At 74.1% G+C, this 15,196-nt stretch carries 11 protein-coding genes; 2 read left to right on the forward strand and 9 right to left on the reverse strand.

The window, feature by feature from the left end:
- Positions 1-3: 3 nt before the first annotated feature.
- Positions 4-906, reverse strand: a complete 903-nt coding sequence (locus tag MOV08_RS12790; RefSeq protein ID WP_275307544.1) for an AraC family transcriptional regulator — start codon at positions 904-906, stop codon at positions 4-6.
- 117 nt (positions 907-1,023) lie between these two features.
- Here MOV08_RS12790 and MOV08_RS12795 point away from each other — a divergent pair, with 117 nt between their 5' ends.
- On the forward strand, positions 1,024-5,784 hold the full coding sequence (locus MOV08_RS12795) for an ATP-dependent helicase (RefSeq protein WP_275307545.1): 4,761 nt from the start codon (positions 1,024-1,026) through the stop codon (positions 5,782-5,784).
- A 71-nt stretch (positions 5,785-5,855) separates the two neighbouring features.
- Entirely contained in the window at positions 5,856-6,701 is an 846-nt protein-coding gene (locus MOV08_RS12800; protein ID WP_275307546.1) for an Fpg/Nei family DNA glycosylase, read from the forward strand.
- A gap of 53 nt (positions 6,702-6,754) precedes the next feature.
- On the opposite strand, the gene MOV08_RS12805 is transcribed toward MOV08_RS12800, so the two are convergent.
- From MOV08_RS12805 to MOV08_RS12840, 8 genes are all read right to left on the reverse strand, one after another.
- A complete protein-coding gene (locus tag MOV08_RS12805) occupies positions 6,755-7,132 on the reverse strand; it encodes a hypothetical protein (protein ID WP_039632189.1) in 378 nt (125 codons plus the stop codon).
- A gap of 165 nt (positions 7,133-7,297) precedes the next feature.
- Complete coding sequence (locus MOV08_RS12810) at positions 7,298-7,768, reverse strand: Dps family protein (RefSeq protein WP_039632191.1); 471 nt, start codon at positions 7,766-7,768, stop codon at positions 7,298-7,300.
- Positions 7,769-7,963: 195 nt separating this feature from the next.
- Positions 7,964-8,347: a helix-turn-helix domain-containing protein gene (locus MOV08_RS12815; protein ID WP_039632193.1), complete on the reverse strand. Its 384-nt coding sequence runs from the start codon at positions 8,345-8,347 to the stop codon at positions 7,964-7,966.
- Positions 8,348-8,441: 94 nt separating this feature from the next.
- Complete coding sequence (locus MOV08_RS12820; RefSeq protein ID WP_073449265.1) at positions 8,442-8,978, reverse strand: CinA family protein; 537 nt, start codon at positions 8,976-8,978, stop codon at positions 8,442-8,444.
- Entirely contained in the window at positions 8,975-9,634 is a 660-nt protein-coding gene (pgsA, locus tag MOV08_RS12825; protein WP_039632197.1) for a CDP-diacylglycerol--glycerol-3-phosphate 3-phosphatidyltransferase, read from the reverse strand. Before pgsA ends, MOV08_RS12820 begins: the two co-directional genes overlap by 4 nt.
- A complete protein-coding gene (gene rimO / locus MOV08_RS12830; RefSeq protein WP_039632199.1) occupies positions 9,631-11,136 on the reverse strand; it encodes a 30S ribosomal protein S12 methylthiotransferase RimO in 1,506 nt (501 codons plus the stop codon). The genes pgsA and rimO overlap by 4 nt, the downstream gene beginning before the upstream one ends.
- A 104-nt stretch (positions 11,137-11,240) precedes the next feature.
- Entirely contained in the window at positions 11,241-12,077 is an 837-nt protein-coding gene (locus MOV08_RS12835) for a helix-turn-helix domain-containing protein (RefSeq protein ID WP_039632201.1), read from the reverse strand.
- A gap of 224 nt (positions 12,078-12,301) precedes the next feature.
- A complete protein-coding gene (locus MOV08_RS12840; RefSeq protein ID WP_275307547.1) occupies positions 12,302-15,103 on the reverse strand; it encodes a DNA translocase FtsK in 2,802 nt (933 codons plus the stop codon).
- Positions 15,104-15,196: the final 93 nt, after the last annotated feature.

Below are 15,196 nucleotides of genomic sequence, written 5' to 3' on the forward strand. Positions count from 1 at the left end.
ACCCTAGGAGGGCGCGTCCCCCGCGGTCTTGTACGTTCTTGCGCCCGCCGCCGCGCGCTCCCGGCGGTAGGCGCCCGGCGGCACTCCGACGATCCGGGTGAAGTGCCGGTTCAGGTGCGGCTGGTCGGTGAAGCCGACCGCCACGGCCGTCTCGGCGGGCGGGGTGCCGGCCTCCAGCAGCCGGCGGGCGCGCCGCACCCGGGCGTCGGTGAGCCAGGTGTGCGGCGGCATGCCGTACGCGGCCCGGAAGGCCCGCAGCAGCGCGAACGGGCTGGTCCCCAGTTCCCGGGCGAGTTCCTCCAGGGTGGGCGGATCGGGCATCCGCTCCTCCAGGACGGCGCGGGCCCGGGCGGCGGTACGGGCGCCGGCCGCCCGGGACGCGCGGGCGGGCAGCGGTCCCCCGTGGCCGCGCAGCAGCCGGGCCACCACGATCCGCAGCAGGCTGTCGGCGGCCAGCGCGTTGCCGGCCTCGGCGGCCCGGTGGACGCCGGCGATCAGCCGGCCGAGGCCGGGCTCGTCGGCGACGGTCCGGACGAAGCCCGCGGTGCCGCGCAGCCCGGTGGTCTCATGGGCGATCCCGGCGACGAGGTCCGCCGAGGGGTAGAGCGTGGCGTAGGCCCAGCCCTCGGGGGCGCCGGCCCGCGCGGTGTGCGGCGCCTCCGGATTGATCATCACGACGGAGCCGGGTCCGGCGCGGACGACGCCGTCGCGCAGGCCGACCGCCTCGATCCCGGAGGTGACCGCGCAGAGCACATACCCGTCGTGGGCGTGCCGGGGGAAGGAGTGCCGGACGTAGCGGGCGCGCAGCAGGTCGAGGCCGGGCAGCCCGGGGTAGCGCCAGTGGCGCGCCCACTCGTCAGGGGCCCGCGGCGCGGTGGGCTCACCCTCCGTACTGATCATGCCCATGCCCTCATTGTGCGGATTCCCGGCGGCCGGGCGACAGGGTGTCCGCACCGTGGACGCCGCGCGGCGACGGCGCCGCGGCGGACCGGATTGTCAGTGGTCCGGTGCACGATGGGGAACATGACCGAGGCAGCGCTCGATTCGTTCTCGCCCGCGACCCGCGGCTGGTTCGCCGGGGCGTTCAGCGCGCCCACCGCCGCGCAGGAGGGCGCCTGGCGGGCGATCGCCGAGGGATCCGATGTCCTGGTGGTGGCGCCGACGGGCTCCGGCAAGACGCTGGCCGCGTTCCTGGCGTCGCTGGACGCACTGGCGAGCGCCCCGCCGCCCGCCGAGCCGAAGAAGCGCTGCCGGGTGCTGTACGTCTCGCCTCTGAAGGCCCTCGCCGTCGATGTGGAGCGGAATCTGCGCAGTCCGCTGACGGGGATCCGGCAGGAGGCGATCCGCCTCGGGCTGCCGGAGCCGGACATCCGGGTCGGCATCCGCTCCGGCGACACCCCGGCCGCCGAGCGCCGTGCGCTGGCCACCCGCCCGCCGGACATCCTGATCACGACGCCCGAATCGCTGTTCCTGATGCTGACGTCCGCGGCCCGGGAGGCGCTGGCCGGCGTCGAGACGGTCATCCTGGACGAGGTGCACGCGGTCGCCGGCACCAAGCGCGGCGCCCATCTGGCGCTGTCCCTGGAGCGACTGGACGAGCTGCTCGACCGCCCGGCGCGCCGGATCGGGCTGTCCGCGACGGTCCGCCCGGTGGAGGAGGTGGCCCGCTATCTGTCGCCGCGGCGCCGGGTGGAGATCGTCCAGCCGCCGTCCGGCAAGCGGTTCGACCTCTCGGTGGTCGTCCCGGTGGAGGACATGGGAGAGCTCGGCAGCGCCCCCGTCCAGGAGGGCGAGACGGGCGAGAAGCCGTCCATCTGGCCGCAGGTCGAGGAGCGGATCGCCGACCTCGTCCAGGCCCACCGCTCCACGATCGTCTTCGCCAACTCCCGCCGCCTCGCGGAGCGGCTGTGCAACCGCCTCAACGAGATCGCCTACGAGCGCACCATGGGCACGGCCCTGCCCGAGCACCACAGCCCCGCCGAGCTGATGGCCGAGTCCGGTGCCGCCAAGGGCGCGCCGCCGCTGCTGGCCCGCGCCCACCACGGCTCGGTCTCCAAGGAGCAGCGCGCCCTGGTCGAGGAGGACCTCAAGGCGGGCCGGCTGCCCGCGGTGGTCGCCACGTCCAGCCTGGAGCTGGGCATCGACATGGGTGCGGTCGACCTGGTCGTCCAGGTGGAGTCGCCGCCGTCGGTGGCCTCCGGACTCCAGCGGGTGGGCCGGGCCGGCCACCAGGTCGGCGCGGTCTCCAAGGGCATCGTCTTCCCCAAGTACCGCGGCGATCTGGTGCAGGCGGCGGTGGTCACCGAGCGGATGCGCTCGGGCGCCATCGAGGCGCTGCGGGTGCCCGCCAATCCGCTGGACGTGCTGGCCCAACAGCTGGTCGCGATGGCGGCGATGGACACCTGGGACGTCGAGGAGCTGCTGGCCGTGGTCCGCAGGGCGGCCCCGTTCGCCGCGCTCCCGGAGTCCGCGTTCACCTCGGTGCTGGACATGCTCGCCGGGCGCTATCCGTCCGACGCCTTCGCCGAGTTGCGCCCCCGGCTGGTCTGGGACCGCGTCGCACAGACCGTCACCGGCCGCCCCGGTGCCCAGCGGCTGGCCGTGACGTCCGGCGGCACGATCCCCGACCGCGGCCTGTTCGGCGTCTTCCTCGCCGGCGACAGCTCCGCCAAGGGCGGTGGGAGACGGGTGGGCGAGCTCGACGAGGAGATGGTCTACGAATCCCGGGTGGGCGACGTCTTCACCCTCGGCACCACCTCCTGGCGCATCGAGGACATCACCCGCGACCGGGTGCTGGTCACGCCCGCCCCCGGGGTGCCCGGCCGACTGCCGTTCTGGAAGGGCGACCAACTCGGCCGCCCGCTCGAACTGGGCCGTGCGCTGGGCGCGTTCCTCCGGGAGATCGGCTCGCTCTCCCCCGAGGAGGCGGCCGCCCGGCTGTCCGCCGCCGGGCTCGACGACCGGGCGGTCGCCAACGTCCTGGCCTATCTCTCCGAACAGCGCCAGTCCTGCGGCCATGTCCCGGACGACCGCACCATCGTCGTCGAGCGCTTCCGCGACGAGCTGGGCGACTGGCGGATCGTCATCCACTCCCCCTTCGGGGCGCAGGTGCACGCCCCCTGGGCCCTGGCCCTGGGCGCCCGACTCGCCGAGCGCTACGGCCTGGACGCCCAGGTGATGCACGCCGACGACGGCATCGTGCTGCGGCTGCCGGACGCCGACCTGATGGGCCTGGACCTCCTCGACGGCGACGGCGGCTTCGGCGCCGCAGGCCGCGCGGAGTACGACCCCGAGCAGTCCCCGGTGGGCGCCGCCGATGTGGTCTTCGAGCACGGCGAGGTCGATCAGCTCGTCACCGACCAGGTCGGCGGCTCCGCGCTGTTCGCCTCCCGGTTCCGGGAGTGCGCGGCGCGCGCCCTGCTGCTGCCCCGCCGCAGCCCCGGCAAGCGCACCCCGCTGTGGCAGCAGCGCCAGCGCGCCGCCCAACTCCTCCAGGTCGCGAGCGAGTTCGGCTCGTTCCCGATCGTGCTGGAGGCGGTCCGCGAATGCCTCCAGGACGTCTTCGACGTCCCGGGTCTGACGGAGCTGATGACCGACATCGAGTCCCGCCGGGTCCGCCTGGTGGAGGTCACGACGCCGGAGCCGTCCCCGTTCGCCCGCTCGCTGCTGTTCGGCTACGTCGCCCAGTTCCTCTACGAGGGCGACTCCCCGCTGGCCGAGCGCCGGGCCGCCGCGCTCTCCCTGGACTCCCGGCTGCTGGCCGAACTCCTGGGCCGGGCCGAGCTGCGCGAGCTGCTGGACGCGCATGTGCTGGCCGAGCTGGAGGCCGAGCTGCAATGGCGCACCGAGGACCGCCGCGTCAAGGACGTCGAGGGCGTCGCCGACGCCCTGCGGGTGCTCGGGCCGCTGACCGACGCCGAGTTGACCGAGCGCGGCGCGGAGCCGGCCTGGGCCGAGGAGCTGGCCCGGGCCCGGCGCGCCATCCGGGTGCGGATCGCCGGCGCCGAGCACTGGGCCGCCGTCGAGGACGCCGGCCGGCTCCGGGACGCCCTGGGCACCGCGTTGCCGGTCGGCGTCCCCGAGTCGTTCACCGAGCCGGTCAAGGACCCTTTGGGCGATCTGCTGTCCCGTTATGCCCGCACCCACGGCCCGTTCACGTCCGAGCAGGCGGCCACCCGCTTCGGCCTCGGCACCGCCGTCACCGACGGCGCCCTGCACCGCCTGGCCGCCACCGGCCGCCTGGTCCAGGGCGAGTTCCATCCCGAGGGCATCGGCCAGGAGTGGTGCGACGCCCAGGTGCTGCGCCGGCTCCGGCGCCGCTCGCTGGCCGCGCTGCGCGAGGAGCTGGAGCCGGTGCCGCCCGCCGCGCTGGCCGCCTTCCTGCCCCAGTGGCAGCACGTCGGCGTCCCGCGCCCGGCACCCGCCTCCGGGGCACCCGCACCACCGGTCGCCGCCACCACCTCCGGGTACGGGCTGCGCGGCATCGACGGCCTGGTCCGGGCGATCGAGCAGCTCCAGGGCGCGCCGGTGCCGGCCTCCGCACTGGAGAAGCTGATCCTGCCGTCCCGGGTCGGCGGCTACACCCCCGCCCTGCTGGACGAGCTCACCGCCACCGGCGAGGTGCTGTGGGCCGGCGCCGGCGCCCTGCCCGGCAAGGACGGCTGGCTCTCCCTCCACCTCGCCGACACCGCGCCCCTGCTCCTCCAGCCCCCACTGCCCCTGGAACCGACCGCACTGCACGAGTCCGTGCTGACCGCCCTCGCCCCCGGTTACGGCCTGTTCTTCCGGCAGATCGCCGACCAGGTCCGCGCCACCACGCATCCGGACGCCACCGATCCGCAGCTCGCCGACGCGCTGTGGGAGCTGGCCTGGTCCGGCCGGCTCACCAACGACACCCTGGCGCCGCTGCGCGCCCTGCTCGGCTCGGGCCGCACGGCCGGCTCCACGGCCCACCGCGCCCGGCGCACCGTCCCCCGCGGCAGGTGGGGGCACCTCCGAGCGGAGTTCGGGGGAGGGCCGCTGAACGCCGCCGCGCGCCCCACCGCCTCCCGCTCCGGCCCGCCGACGGTCGGCGGCCGCTGGTCGCTGCTGCCCGCCCCCGAGCCGGATCCGACCCGCCGCGCCCACGCCCTGGCCCGTACGCTCCTGGACCGGCACGGCATCGTCACCCGCGGCGCGGTCGCCGCCGAAGGGGTCGCCGGCGGCTTCTCCGCCGCCTATCGCGTGCTGTCCGTCTTCGAGGAGTCCGGGCAGGCCCGCCGCGGCTATGTCGTCGAGGGGCTGGGCGCCGCCCAGTTCGCGATGGACGGCGCGGTGGACCGGCTGCGGGCGATCAGCAACCAACGGGAGGGCGCCGACGCCCCCTTCCCCGACGGCGGCCTGGGGCAGCCCCGCCGCGCCCTGGTCCTCGCCGCCGCCGACCCTGCCAACGCGTACGGCGCCGCCCTGTCCTGGCCCGAGCCCCCCGAGGGCGCGACCCACAAACCGGGCCGCAAGGCCGGTTCGCTGGTCGTCCTGGTCGACGGCGAGCTGGCGCTCTACATGGAGCGCGGCGGCAAGACCCTGCTGATATGGCCACTGGGCACCGACCCGGCCGAGGCCGCCGCCGACCCCCGGCTCCGGCCGGCCGTCGAGGCTCTCGTCGAGGCGGCCCGGGCCGGCGCCGTCGGCACCCTGACCACCGAGCGCATCAACGGCACCGCCGCCCTCACCTCCCCGTTCGCGCCCGTCCTGGAGACCGCGGGCTTCCACCCGACGCCGCGGGGGCTGCGGCTGCGCGGCTGAGCCCGCCGGGCGGGGGCACCGGGCCCGGACGGGGGCGCCCGGTCCCCCGCCCGGCGGTGCATGATGGCCCCATGCCCGAAGGCGACACCGTCTGGCAGCTGGCGCACCGTCTCCACCAGGCGTTGGCCGGCAGCCCGCTGACCCGCTGCGACCTGCGCGTCCCCCGCCTCGCCACGGTGGACCTGACCGGCCGCGAGGTGCTGGCGGTGGTGCCCCGCGGCAAGCACCTGCTCACCCGCTTCGAGGGCGGCCTCACCCTCCACTCCCATCTGCGGATGGACGGCGCCTGGAAGATCTACGCCCCGGCCGAGCGGTGGCGCGGCGGCCCCGCGCACCAGATCCGGGCGGTCCTCGGCACCGCGGCGCACACCGCCGTCGGCTACCGTCTCCCCGTCCTGGAGCTGCTGCGCACCGCCGACGAGTCCCGGGTCACCGGCCATCTCGGCCCCGACCTGCTGGGCCCGGACTGGGACCCGACCGAGGCCCTGCGCCGGTTGCTGGCCGCCCCCGACCGGCCTCTCGGCGAGGCCCTGCTCGACCAGCGCAACCTCGCCGGCATCGGCAATGTCTACAAGTCCGAGCTGTGCTTCCTGCTCGGCGCCTCGCCCTGGCTCCCGGTCGGCGGCCTGGCCTCCCCCGAGCGCGCCCCGGCCCTGGCCAAGAAGCTCCTGGAGGCCAACAAGCAGCGCCCGGCCCGCGTCACCACCCCGTGGGGGTACCGCCCACGCCCGTTCCAGGGCGGTGGGGGAGCCCGCCCCGACCGCCGGCTGTGGGTCTACGGCCGCGCCGGCCGCCCCTGCCTGCGCTGCGGCACCCCGATCCGCACCGCCGACCAGGACCCCGCCGCCGAGGAACGCGTCACCTACTGGTGCCCCACCTGCCAGCCGTCCGCACCCCCGGCACCCCCGACCCTCTGACGTCCCCCCGGGAACACCCGGCTCCCGCGGCACGGCCGGCACCGCCCGCCACGTCACTCACGACCGGCCGGATCCTCCGCCGCACGACGACGCCACGCCTCCAGGCGCCGCCCCACCCCGGTGCGCCGCCACGCCTCGACCAGCCGTCCCAGCCCACTGCGCCGCCACACCTCGGCGAGCCGTTCCTCGACGGCCGCCGCCACTCCCCCGCGCCCCGTACGGTCGGCCCGCGCCCCCTGACGCCGCCCGCTCCACGGAACGCAGTGCACCGGCAGCAGGCTGAGCCCCCAGCCGGCCGTGGCCACCGCGCCCTCCACCGGCCCCGTCGACCCCGGCCACAGGACCAGCCGGCACACCGCCCAGCACCACAGGCCCCCGACGAGCGCCGCGCATATCCACCGCCCCGGCAGGGGCCTCGCACGCCTCGCCATGCCTGCCTCCTCGGGCCGACGCTAGACCGGTCCCACCACCCGGCGGCAGGGGCGCACCGACGCACGCCCGGCGCGCGCGGTGCGCTCCGGGGCCCCCGGGCGGCGGAGCGGGCCGGCGCCCGGTCAGCGCTCCGCGGTCGAGGGGCCGCCGTCAGTGGGCCTCGGTCAGTGGGCCTCGGCCTGGAACATCCAGTGGTGCTTCTCCAGGTCGGCGGTGAGACCGATGAGGATGTCCTGGCTGACCGGGTCGGGTTCGTCGGTGGCGGCGATCCGTTCCCGCATCCGCCCGATGACCGCGCCGAGCGCGTCCACCATCGTCCGGACGACGTCGCCGTCCTTGACCCAGCCGTCCGGCGCCTCGCTGATGCCGCTGGTCTTGGCGACCGTCGCGGACCGGCCGTCCGGCGTGACCCCGATCGCCGAGGCCCGCTCGGCCACCGTGTCGGCGTGCTGCCGTGCGACGGCGACGACCTCGTCGAGCTGGAGGTGGACGGAGCGGAAGCGCGGACCGACGACGTTCCAGTGCACCTGCTTGGCGACCAGGGAGAGATCCACCAGATCGACCAGGGCGCCCTGGAGGGCGTTGCCGACGACGGTGCGGGCTTGATCGGAGAGCGTGCTGGTGACCACAGACATCCAGATACTCCACTTCAGGCGCATTGCTGGTATTTGGGCGAATAATCCGATTCAGCCCCATGGTACGGGCCGAGGCTCCGCCCCGAGCAGCCCAGCCGGTCCGGCCGGGCATCCGCCCCGACGCCGCACGGGCATGGAGCAAGCCCCGGCGGGCTGCTGCCCGCCGGGGCTGAAGGCTCTGCGTTGTCTGCGGTGTCAGGCCGCGACGACATCCACGACGTCGGCCGGGGGCTTGATGGTCACGCGCTCCTCGGGCATACCGGCCAGGGACGCGACGGACACCGAATTGAGCTTCGGCCGCACCGGTGCCGGCACCGTGTCGGTCGCCGCCGCGGAGGCGGCCAGCTCGGCGAGCGCCAGCTCGTCGCTGACCTCTCGCATCAGCTCGGACATGCGGACATCCAGCGCGTCGCAGATCGCCGAGAGCAGCTCGGAGGACGCCTCCTTCTGCCCCCTCTCGACCTCGGACAAGTAGCCGAGCGACACCCGGGCGGAGGACGAGACCTCGCGCAGGGTGCGGCCTTGGCGCTGACGCTGTCGGCGCAGCACGTCACCCAGCAGGCGACGAAGCAGAATCATCGCTGGCTCCCTCCTCGGACCTCGGATGCGGATCCTTCTCGCCCCACCGTACCGCCTCGGGCCGCAGCCGTGCCGGGAGCAAGTACGTGTTCACTCAGGGCTGCAAACATCCATTCCCCCCGTGTTGTTCCGTATCCTGTGCCCGCGCATTTTCTGTGAGTTCGCTCAACAGCAGCGCGAGCACGGCCTGAACGCTGTCACGACGGATCCGGTCACGATCCCCCGCCAGCGCCAGCCGTCGTACTGATTCCTGGCCGTCCGGGCCCTGGACGGCCACGTAGACGGTGCCCACCGGCTGCCCGTCCTGCGGATCGGGCCCGGCCACGCCGGTGGTGGCGATGCCCCAGTCCGCGCCGAGCACCCGCCGCACCCCGCGCGCCATCTGCCGCGCGACCTCGCCGTCCACCGCCCCGCGCGCGGCCAGCAGCGCGCCGTCCACGCCGAGCAGCTCCCGCTTGACGTCCGTGGCGTACGCCGTGACCGCCCCGCGCACCACCCGTGAGGCCCCGGGGACGGCGGTCAGCTCGCCGGCCACCAGTCCGCCGGTCAGCGACTCGGCCACCGCCAGGCTCTGCCCGCGCCCGGCGAGCACCTCCAGTGCCCCGGCCGCCGCAGAGCCCGGCGCGCTCACCGGGCGTCGGTCCTCTCGGCGGTACCGGCCCGCTCGGCGCGCTCCCGGGCCAGCCCGGCCCGCCGCAGCACCACCGCCTGCCGGACGTAGTCGAGCCCGGTCACCACGGTCAGCACCACCGCCACCGCCATCACCCACCAGCGGAAGGTGGCCAGCGGCCCGCTCAGCACCAGGACGTACATGCCCACGGCGGTGCCCTGCGCCAATGTCTTGATCTTGCCGCCCCGACTGGCCGGAATCACTCCGTGCTTGATCACCCAGAACCGCATCAGCGTGATGCCGAGCTCCCGGAAGAGGATCACGCCGGTGACCCACCAGGACAGGTCCCCCAGCCCCGACAGACAGATCAGCGCGGCCCCCATGATCGCCTTGTCCGCGATCGGGTCGGCGATCTTGCCGAAGTCCGTGACCAGGTTGTACGCGCGCGCCAGATGCCCGTCGAAGACATCGGTGATCATGGCGATGGCGAAGGCCGCCCAGGCGAACGACCGCCAGGCCGGGCTCGTCCCGCCGTCGTGCACCAGCAGCAGCACGAACGCCGGCACCAGCACCAGCCGCAGCATCGTCAGGACATTGGCGATGTTCCACAGCCCGGCCTGCCGGACGGCCGGCGCGGTGCGCGGCCCCCCGGCGGCGGAAGCCGAGGCTCCGCTCATCTGCCCGCCTCCTCGCTACACCCCGTACCGTCCACCGACAGCACCTCCGCCACGAGATCCACGCCCTCGCTCGCGACCACCTTTGCTTCGACCATACGGCCGGGACGCAGGTCCTGGTCGGTCGTGAGCAGCGTGACCCCGTCGGTCTCCGGTGCCTGGTGCGCGGCCCGCCCGACGATCCCGTCGTCCTCGTCGTCGACCCGGTCCACCAGCACCCGGACGGTCTCCCCGACCCGCTCGGCCGCCCGCTGCGCGGTCAGCTCCTCGGCGAGCCGGGACACCCGCGCCAGGCGCTCGGCGACCACCTCGGGGTCGACCTTGTCGTCGTAGCCGGCGGCCTCGGTGCCGTCCTCGTCGGAGTAGCCGAAGACGCCGATGGCATCCAGCCGGGCCTCGCTCAGGAAGCGCTCCAGCTCCGCCAGGTCGCTCTCCGTCTCGCCGGGGAAGCCGACGATGAAGTTGGAGCGGGCACCGGCCTGGGGCGCCTTGCCGCGGATGGTCTCCAGCAGCTCCAGGAAGCGGTCGGTGTCGCCGAACCGCCGCATCGCGCGCAGCACACCCGGCGCGGAGTGCTGGAACGACAGGTCGAAGTAGGGGGCCACCTTGTCGGTGCCGGTCAGCACGTCGATCAGGCCGGGCCGCATCTCGGCGGGCTGCAGGTAGCTGACCCGGATCCGCTCGATGCCGTCGACCGCCGCAAGCTCCGGCAGCAGCGTCTCCAGCAGCCGGATGTCGCCCAGGTCCTTGCCGTAGGACGTGTTGTTCTCGGAGACCAGCATGACCTCCTTCACGCCCTGCTCGGCCAGCCAGCGCGTCTCGCCCAGCACGTCGGAGGGACGGCGGGAGATGAACGAGCCGCGGAAGGACGGGATCGCGCAGAACGAGCAGCGCCGGTCGCAGCCCGAGGCCAGCTTCACCGAGGCCACCGGGTCGTTGCCCAGCCGGCGGCGGAGCGGCGCCCGCGGCCCGGAGGCCGGCGCGACGCCCGCGGGCAGGTCCTGGGGCGGGGCCGCCGGCTCGTCGGCATCGGACTGGGAGTGGCCGGGCAGCGCGACGCCGGCGGCGTCCTGGCGCTCGGCCGGGCTGATCGGCAGCAGCTTGCGGCGGTCGCGCGGGGTGTGCGAGGCGTGGACGCCGCCGCTGAGGATGGTCTGGAGCCGGTCGGAGATGTCGGCGTAGTCGTCGAACCCGAGCACTCCGTCCGCCTCGGGCAGCGCCTCGGCGAGCTCCTTGCCGTAGCGCTCGGCCATGCAGCCGACGGCGACGACGGCCTGGGTCCGGCCATGATCCTTCAGATCGTTGGCCTCCAGCAGGGCGTCGACGGAGTCCTTCTTGGCGGCCTCGACGAAGCCGCAGGTGTTGACGACGGCGACGTCCGCGTCGGTGGCGTCCTCGACGAGCTCCCAGCCGTCCGCTGCCAAGCGGCCTGCGAGCTCCTCCGAGTCCACCTCGTTACGGGCGCAGCCAAGGGTGACAAGGGCGACGGTGCGGCGTTCGGGCATGGTGCTCAGCCTACTTCGTCCCGGACACCCCCATGGCGCGCAGGTCTCCGCCGCCCGTCCCCGGGGCGCGGGACGGGCGGCGGAGACCCTCCGGCCACGGCTCCTCAGCCGGCCTGCGGGTCTCCCGGCGTGTAGCTCAGCCGCTCCACGGAGCCCTCGTCGCCGACCTTCTTGACCTCCTTGCCGTTGACGTACAGCTGTACGGCGCCGGCGTTGCCGACGACGAGGTCGATCCGCTTCTTGTCGGTGAACGTCTTCGACTCCCCCTGCTTGAGCAGCCCGTCCTGCAGGAGTTTGCCGTCGGCGTCCTTGGCGGAGACCCAGCTCTGCCCGTCCTTGGCGGTCACCTTGATCGTGACCTGGTCCTTGGGCAGTCCGGCGATGGCGCTGTCGGAGGGCGCCGGCTGGGCCGGCTGGGGGGCTCGGGGGTGGATGGTGCGGGCCGGGCCCGGCTTGTCGGCCTTGGCGGTGTCGGAGGCGATCGGGGTGCCCTCGTGCTTGCTGCCGCTGCTGAAGAACGTGAAGCCGGCGAAGCCGATGACGGCGACGATGGCCGCGACCATCGCGGCGGTCCAGTTGGGGCGACGGGGTTCCGATCGGATCCGCTCCGCCTCGAAGAGCGGGGCGGCGACGGTCGGGGAGGGCCGGCCGCCGTGCTCGGCGTCGTAGCGTTCGATCAGGGGTTGGGGGTCCAGGGAGACGGCACGGGCGAGCGTGCGGATGTGTCCGCGCGCATAGACGTCACCGCCACAGCGCGAGAAGTCGTCCTGCTCGATCGACTGCACGATGGGAATCCGCACCCGCGTCGCCGTACTGACCTCTTCGACGGTCAGTCCCGCGCCGATGCGGGCCTGCTGGAGGACACGACCGACCGACGGCCGGTCGGGACCGGCGGAAGGCCGGTCCTCTTCAGGGGAGTTGGGGGAGTTGCCGATGGACACGGGGGCGCCTTTCGAGCGTGTAGCCACCTGCTGGAAGTTCAGTCTAGGGGTGTTGCGAAAGGGTCGGGCAAGCGGGAGAGCCGGGTTTGTACGCCATCAGAACGCCCCGCGGCGCTGCCTCGGGGCCGGAGACCGCAGGGGCCTCCTCCGCCTCCCTCAACTTGACGTACGGCCAAGGAAAACGGTTGCCTCCGCGCACGGACAACGCGGTCCGCACGTACGTGCTACTGGATAGCCTCCCCCCGGATGACCGCCAGCACTCCGTCCAATTCATCGGGCTTGACCAACACGTCGCGCGCCTTGGAGCCCTCGCTCGGCCCGACGATGTTCCGGGACTCCATGAGGTCCATCAGTCGCCCCGCCTTGGCGAATCCCACCCGCAGCTTGCGCTGGAGCATCGACGTCGATCCGAACTGGGTGGACACCACCAGCTCCGCCGCCTGGCACAGCAAGTCGAGGTCGTCGCCGATGTCCTCGTCGATCTCCTTCTTCTGCTTGGTGCCCACCGTGACGTCGTCCCGGAAGACGGGCGTCATCTGGTCCTTGCAGTGCTGGACGACGGCGGCCACCTCCTCCTCGGTGACGAACGCGCCCTGCATCCGGACCGGCTTGTTCGCGCCCATCGGCAGGAACAGCCCGTCGCCCTTGCCGATCAGCTTCTCGGCACCCGGCTGGTCCAGGATGACCCGGCTGTCGGCCAGCGAGGAGGTCGCGAACGCCAACCGGGACGGCACATTGGCCTTGATCAGGCCGGTGACGACGTCGACCGACGGCCGCTGGGTGGCCAGCACCAGGTGGATGCCGGCCGCGCGGGCCAGCTGCGTGATCCGGACGATGGCGTCCTCGACGTCCCGCGGCGCGACCATCATCAGGTCCGCCAGCTCGTCCACGATCACCAGCAGGTACGGATACGGCGACAGCTCCCGCTCGCTGCCCTCGGGCGTCTTGAGCTTGCCGGACCGGATGGCCTCGTTGAAGTCGTCGATGTGCCGGTAGCCGAACGCCGCGAGGTCGTCGTAGCGCAGGTCCATCTCCCGCACCACCCACTGCAGCGCCTCGGCGGCCCGCTTGGGGTTGGTGATGATCGGCGTGATCAGGTGCGGGATGCCCTCGTAGGCCGTCAGCTCCACCCGCTTGGGGTCCACCAGCACCATGCGGACGTCCTCGGGGGTGGCCCGCATCATGATCGAGGTGATCAGGCAGTTGATGCAGGACGACTTGCCCGAACCGGTCGCACCGGCGACCAGCACGTGCGGCATCTTCGCGATGTTCGCCATCACATAGCCGCCCTCGACGTCCTTGCCGAGCGCGACCAGCATCGGATGGTCGTCCCCGGCGGCGTCCGCGAGGCGCAGCACGTCGCCGACGTTGACCATCTCGCGGTCGGTGTTCGGGATCTCGATGCCGACCGCGGACTTGCCGGGGATCGGCGAGATGATCCGCACGTCCGGGGAGGCCACGGCGTAGGCGATGTTCTTGGCCAGGGCCGTGATCTTCTCGACCTTCACTGCGGGGCCGAGCTCGACCTCGTAGCGGGTGACCGTCGGGCCGCGGGTGAAGCCGGTGACCGCGGCGTCGACCTTGAACTCGGTGAAGACGTTCGTCAGCGCGTCCACTATGGCGTCGTTGGCGGCGCTGCGGGACTTGCCGGGGCCGCCGCGGGTGAGCAGGTCGAGCGACGGCAGGGCATAGGTGATGTCGCCGGCGAGCTGGAGCTGCTCGGCGCGCGGCGGCAGGTCGCCGGACGCCTCCGGCGCGGCCTTGGTGAGGTCCGGCACCGACGTCTTGGTGAGATCGGGCACCGAGGAGCGCCGGGCCTCGGGGGCCGGCGTCGCCGCGGGCGGCTCCGCACCGCGGGCCGGCGGCACCGCACCGCTCTGCTCCCCGGTGTCCGCGCCGCGCTCCCGCCGCTCCCCGGAGATGCCGCCGCTGAGCTCGGCGACCAGCGGCGAGGGCTGGACGCCGTGCAGCACCGCGCCGTCCAGCGCGGCGGCGGCCGCGGCGGCCACGTCCACGGCGTCCATCGGCCGGTCGGCGGGCTGCGCCGCGCGCCGCGGCCGACGCCGCTTGGCCAGCGCGGCCTCCTCCAGCACGTCCGGATCGTTGTCCACCGGGGCGCCGCGCCGCGCCCTGCGGGCCGGCTGCTCGCGCCACTCCGCCGCGTACCCGGTCTCGTCGTCCTCGTAGACCGCTCCGGCGGCATCGTCCGACGCCTCCAGCAGGCCGAGCCGGGTGCCGAGCGCCCGGAGCCGCTGCGGGATGGCGTTCACCGGCGTCGCGGTCACCACCAGCAGCCCGAAGACGGTCAGCAGCACCAGCAGCGCCACCGCCAGGGTCTGCCCGACGGTGAAGATCAGCGGCTTGGACACCGCCCAGCCGACGTAGCCACCGGCGTCCTGTATGGCGGCCAGCCCGTCACCCCGCCCCGGGGATCCGCAGGCCATCGCCACCTGTCCGAGGACGCCGACCACCAGCGCCGAGAGCCCGATGATGATCCGTCCGTTGGCCTCCGGCCGCTCCGGATGCCGGATGAGCCGGACCGCGATGCCGCCGAGCAGTATCGGGACGACCAGGTCGAGCCGCCCGAACGCGCCGGTGACCAGCAGCTCGACGAGGTTGCCGACCGGACCGGAGAGGTTGGACCAGGTGCCGGCCGCGATGACCAGCGCCAGGCCCAGGAGCAGCAGCGCCAGCCCGTCCTTGCGGTGCGCCGGGTCGAGGTTCTTGGCGCCGCGGCCGAAGCCGCGGAACACCGCCCCGATGGCGTGCGCGGTACCGAGCCAGCAGGCCCGGGCGAGGCGGTAGACGCCGCCGGTCGGCGACGGCGCCGGCTTCGGCGCGGCCTTCCTGGCCGGCGCCCGCTTCGCCGTGGCCTTCTTGGCGGCCGGGGCCTTCTTGGCCGGCGGCCGCTTCGCGGGCGCCTTCTTGGCGGCGGTCTTCTTCGCGGCGCCCCCGGACTGTCCGGCGCGCGGCTTCGAGGGGCCCGCCGTGCGCTGGGTTCCCTTGCCGGACGTACGTGAGGCCATGCCGACGAGATTACAGGCGCCGGCGTGCGTGGCACGAGCGCACGGCGCTTCACCCATTCGTGTCGCGCGTCGGACTCATGAAGGGCCGTCAGA

The organism is Streptomyces yunnanensis (assembly GCF_029011865.1).
Classification (GTDB): domain Bacteria; phylum Actinomycetota; class Actinomycetes; order Streptomycetales; family Streptomycetaceae; genus Streptomyces; species Streptomyces yunnanensis.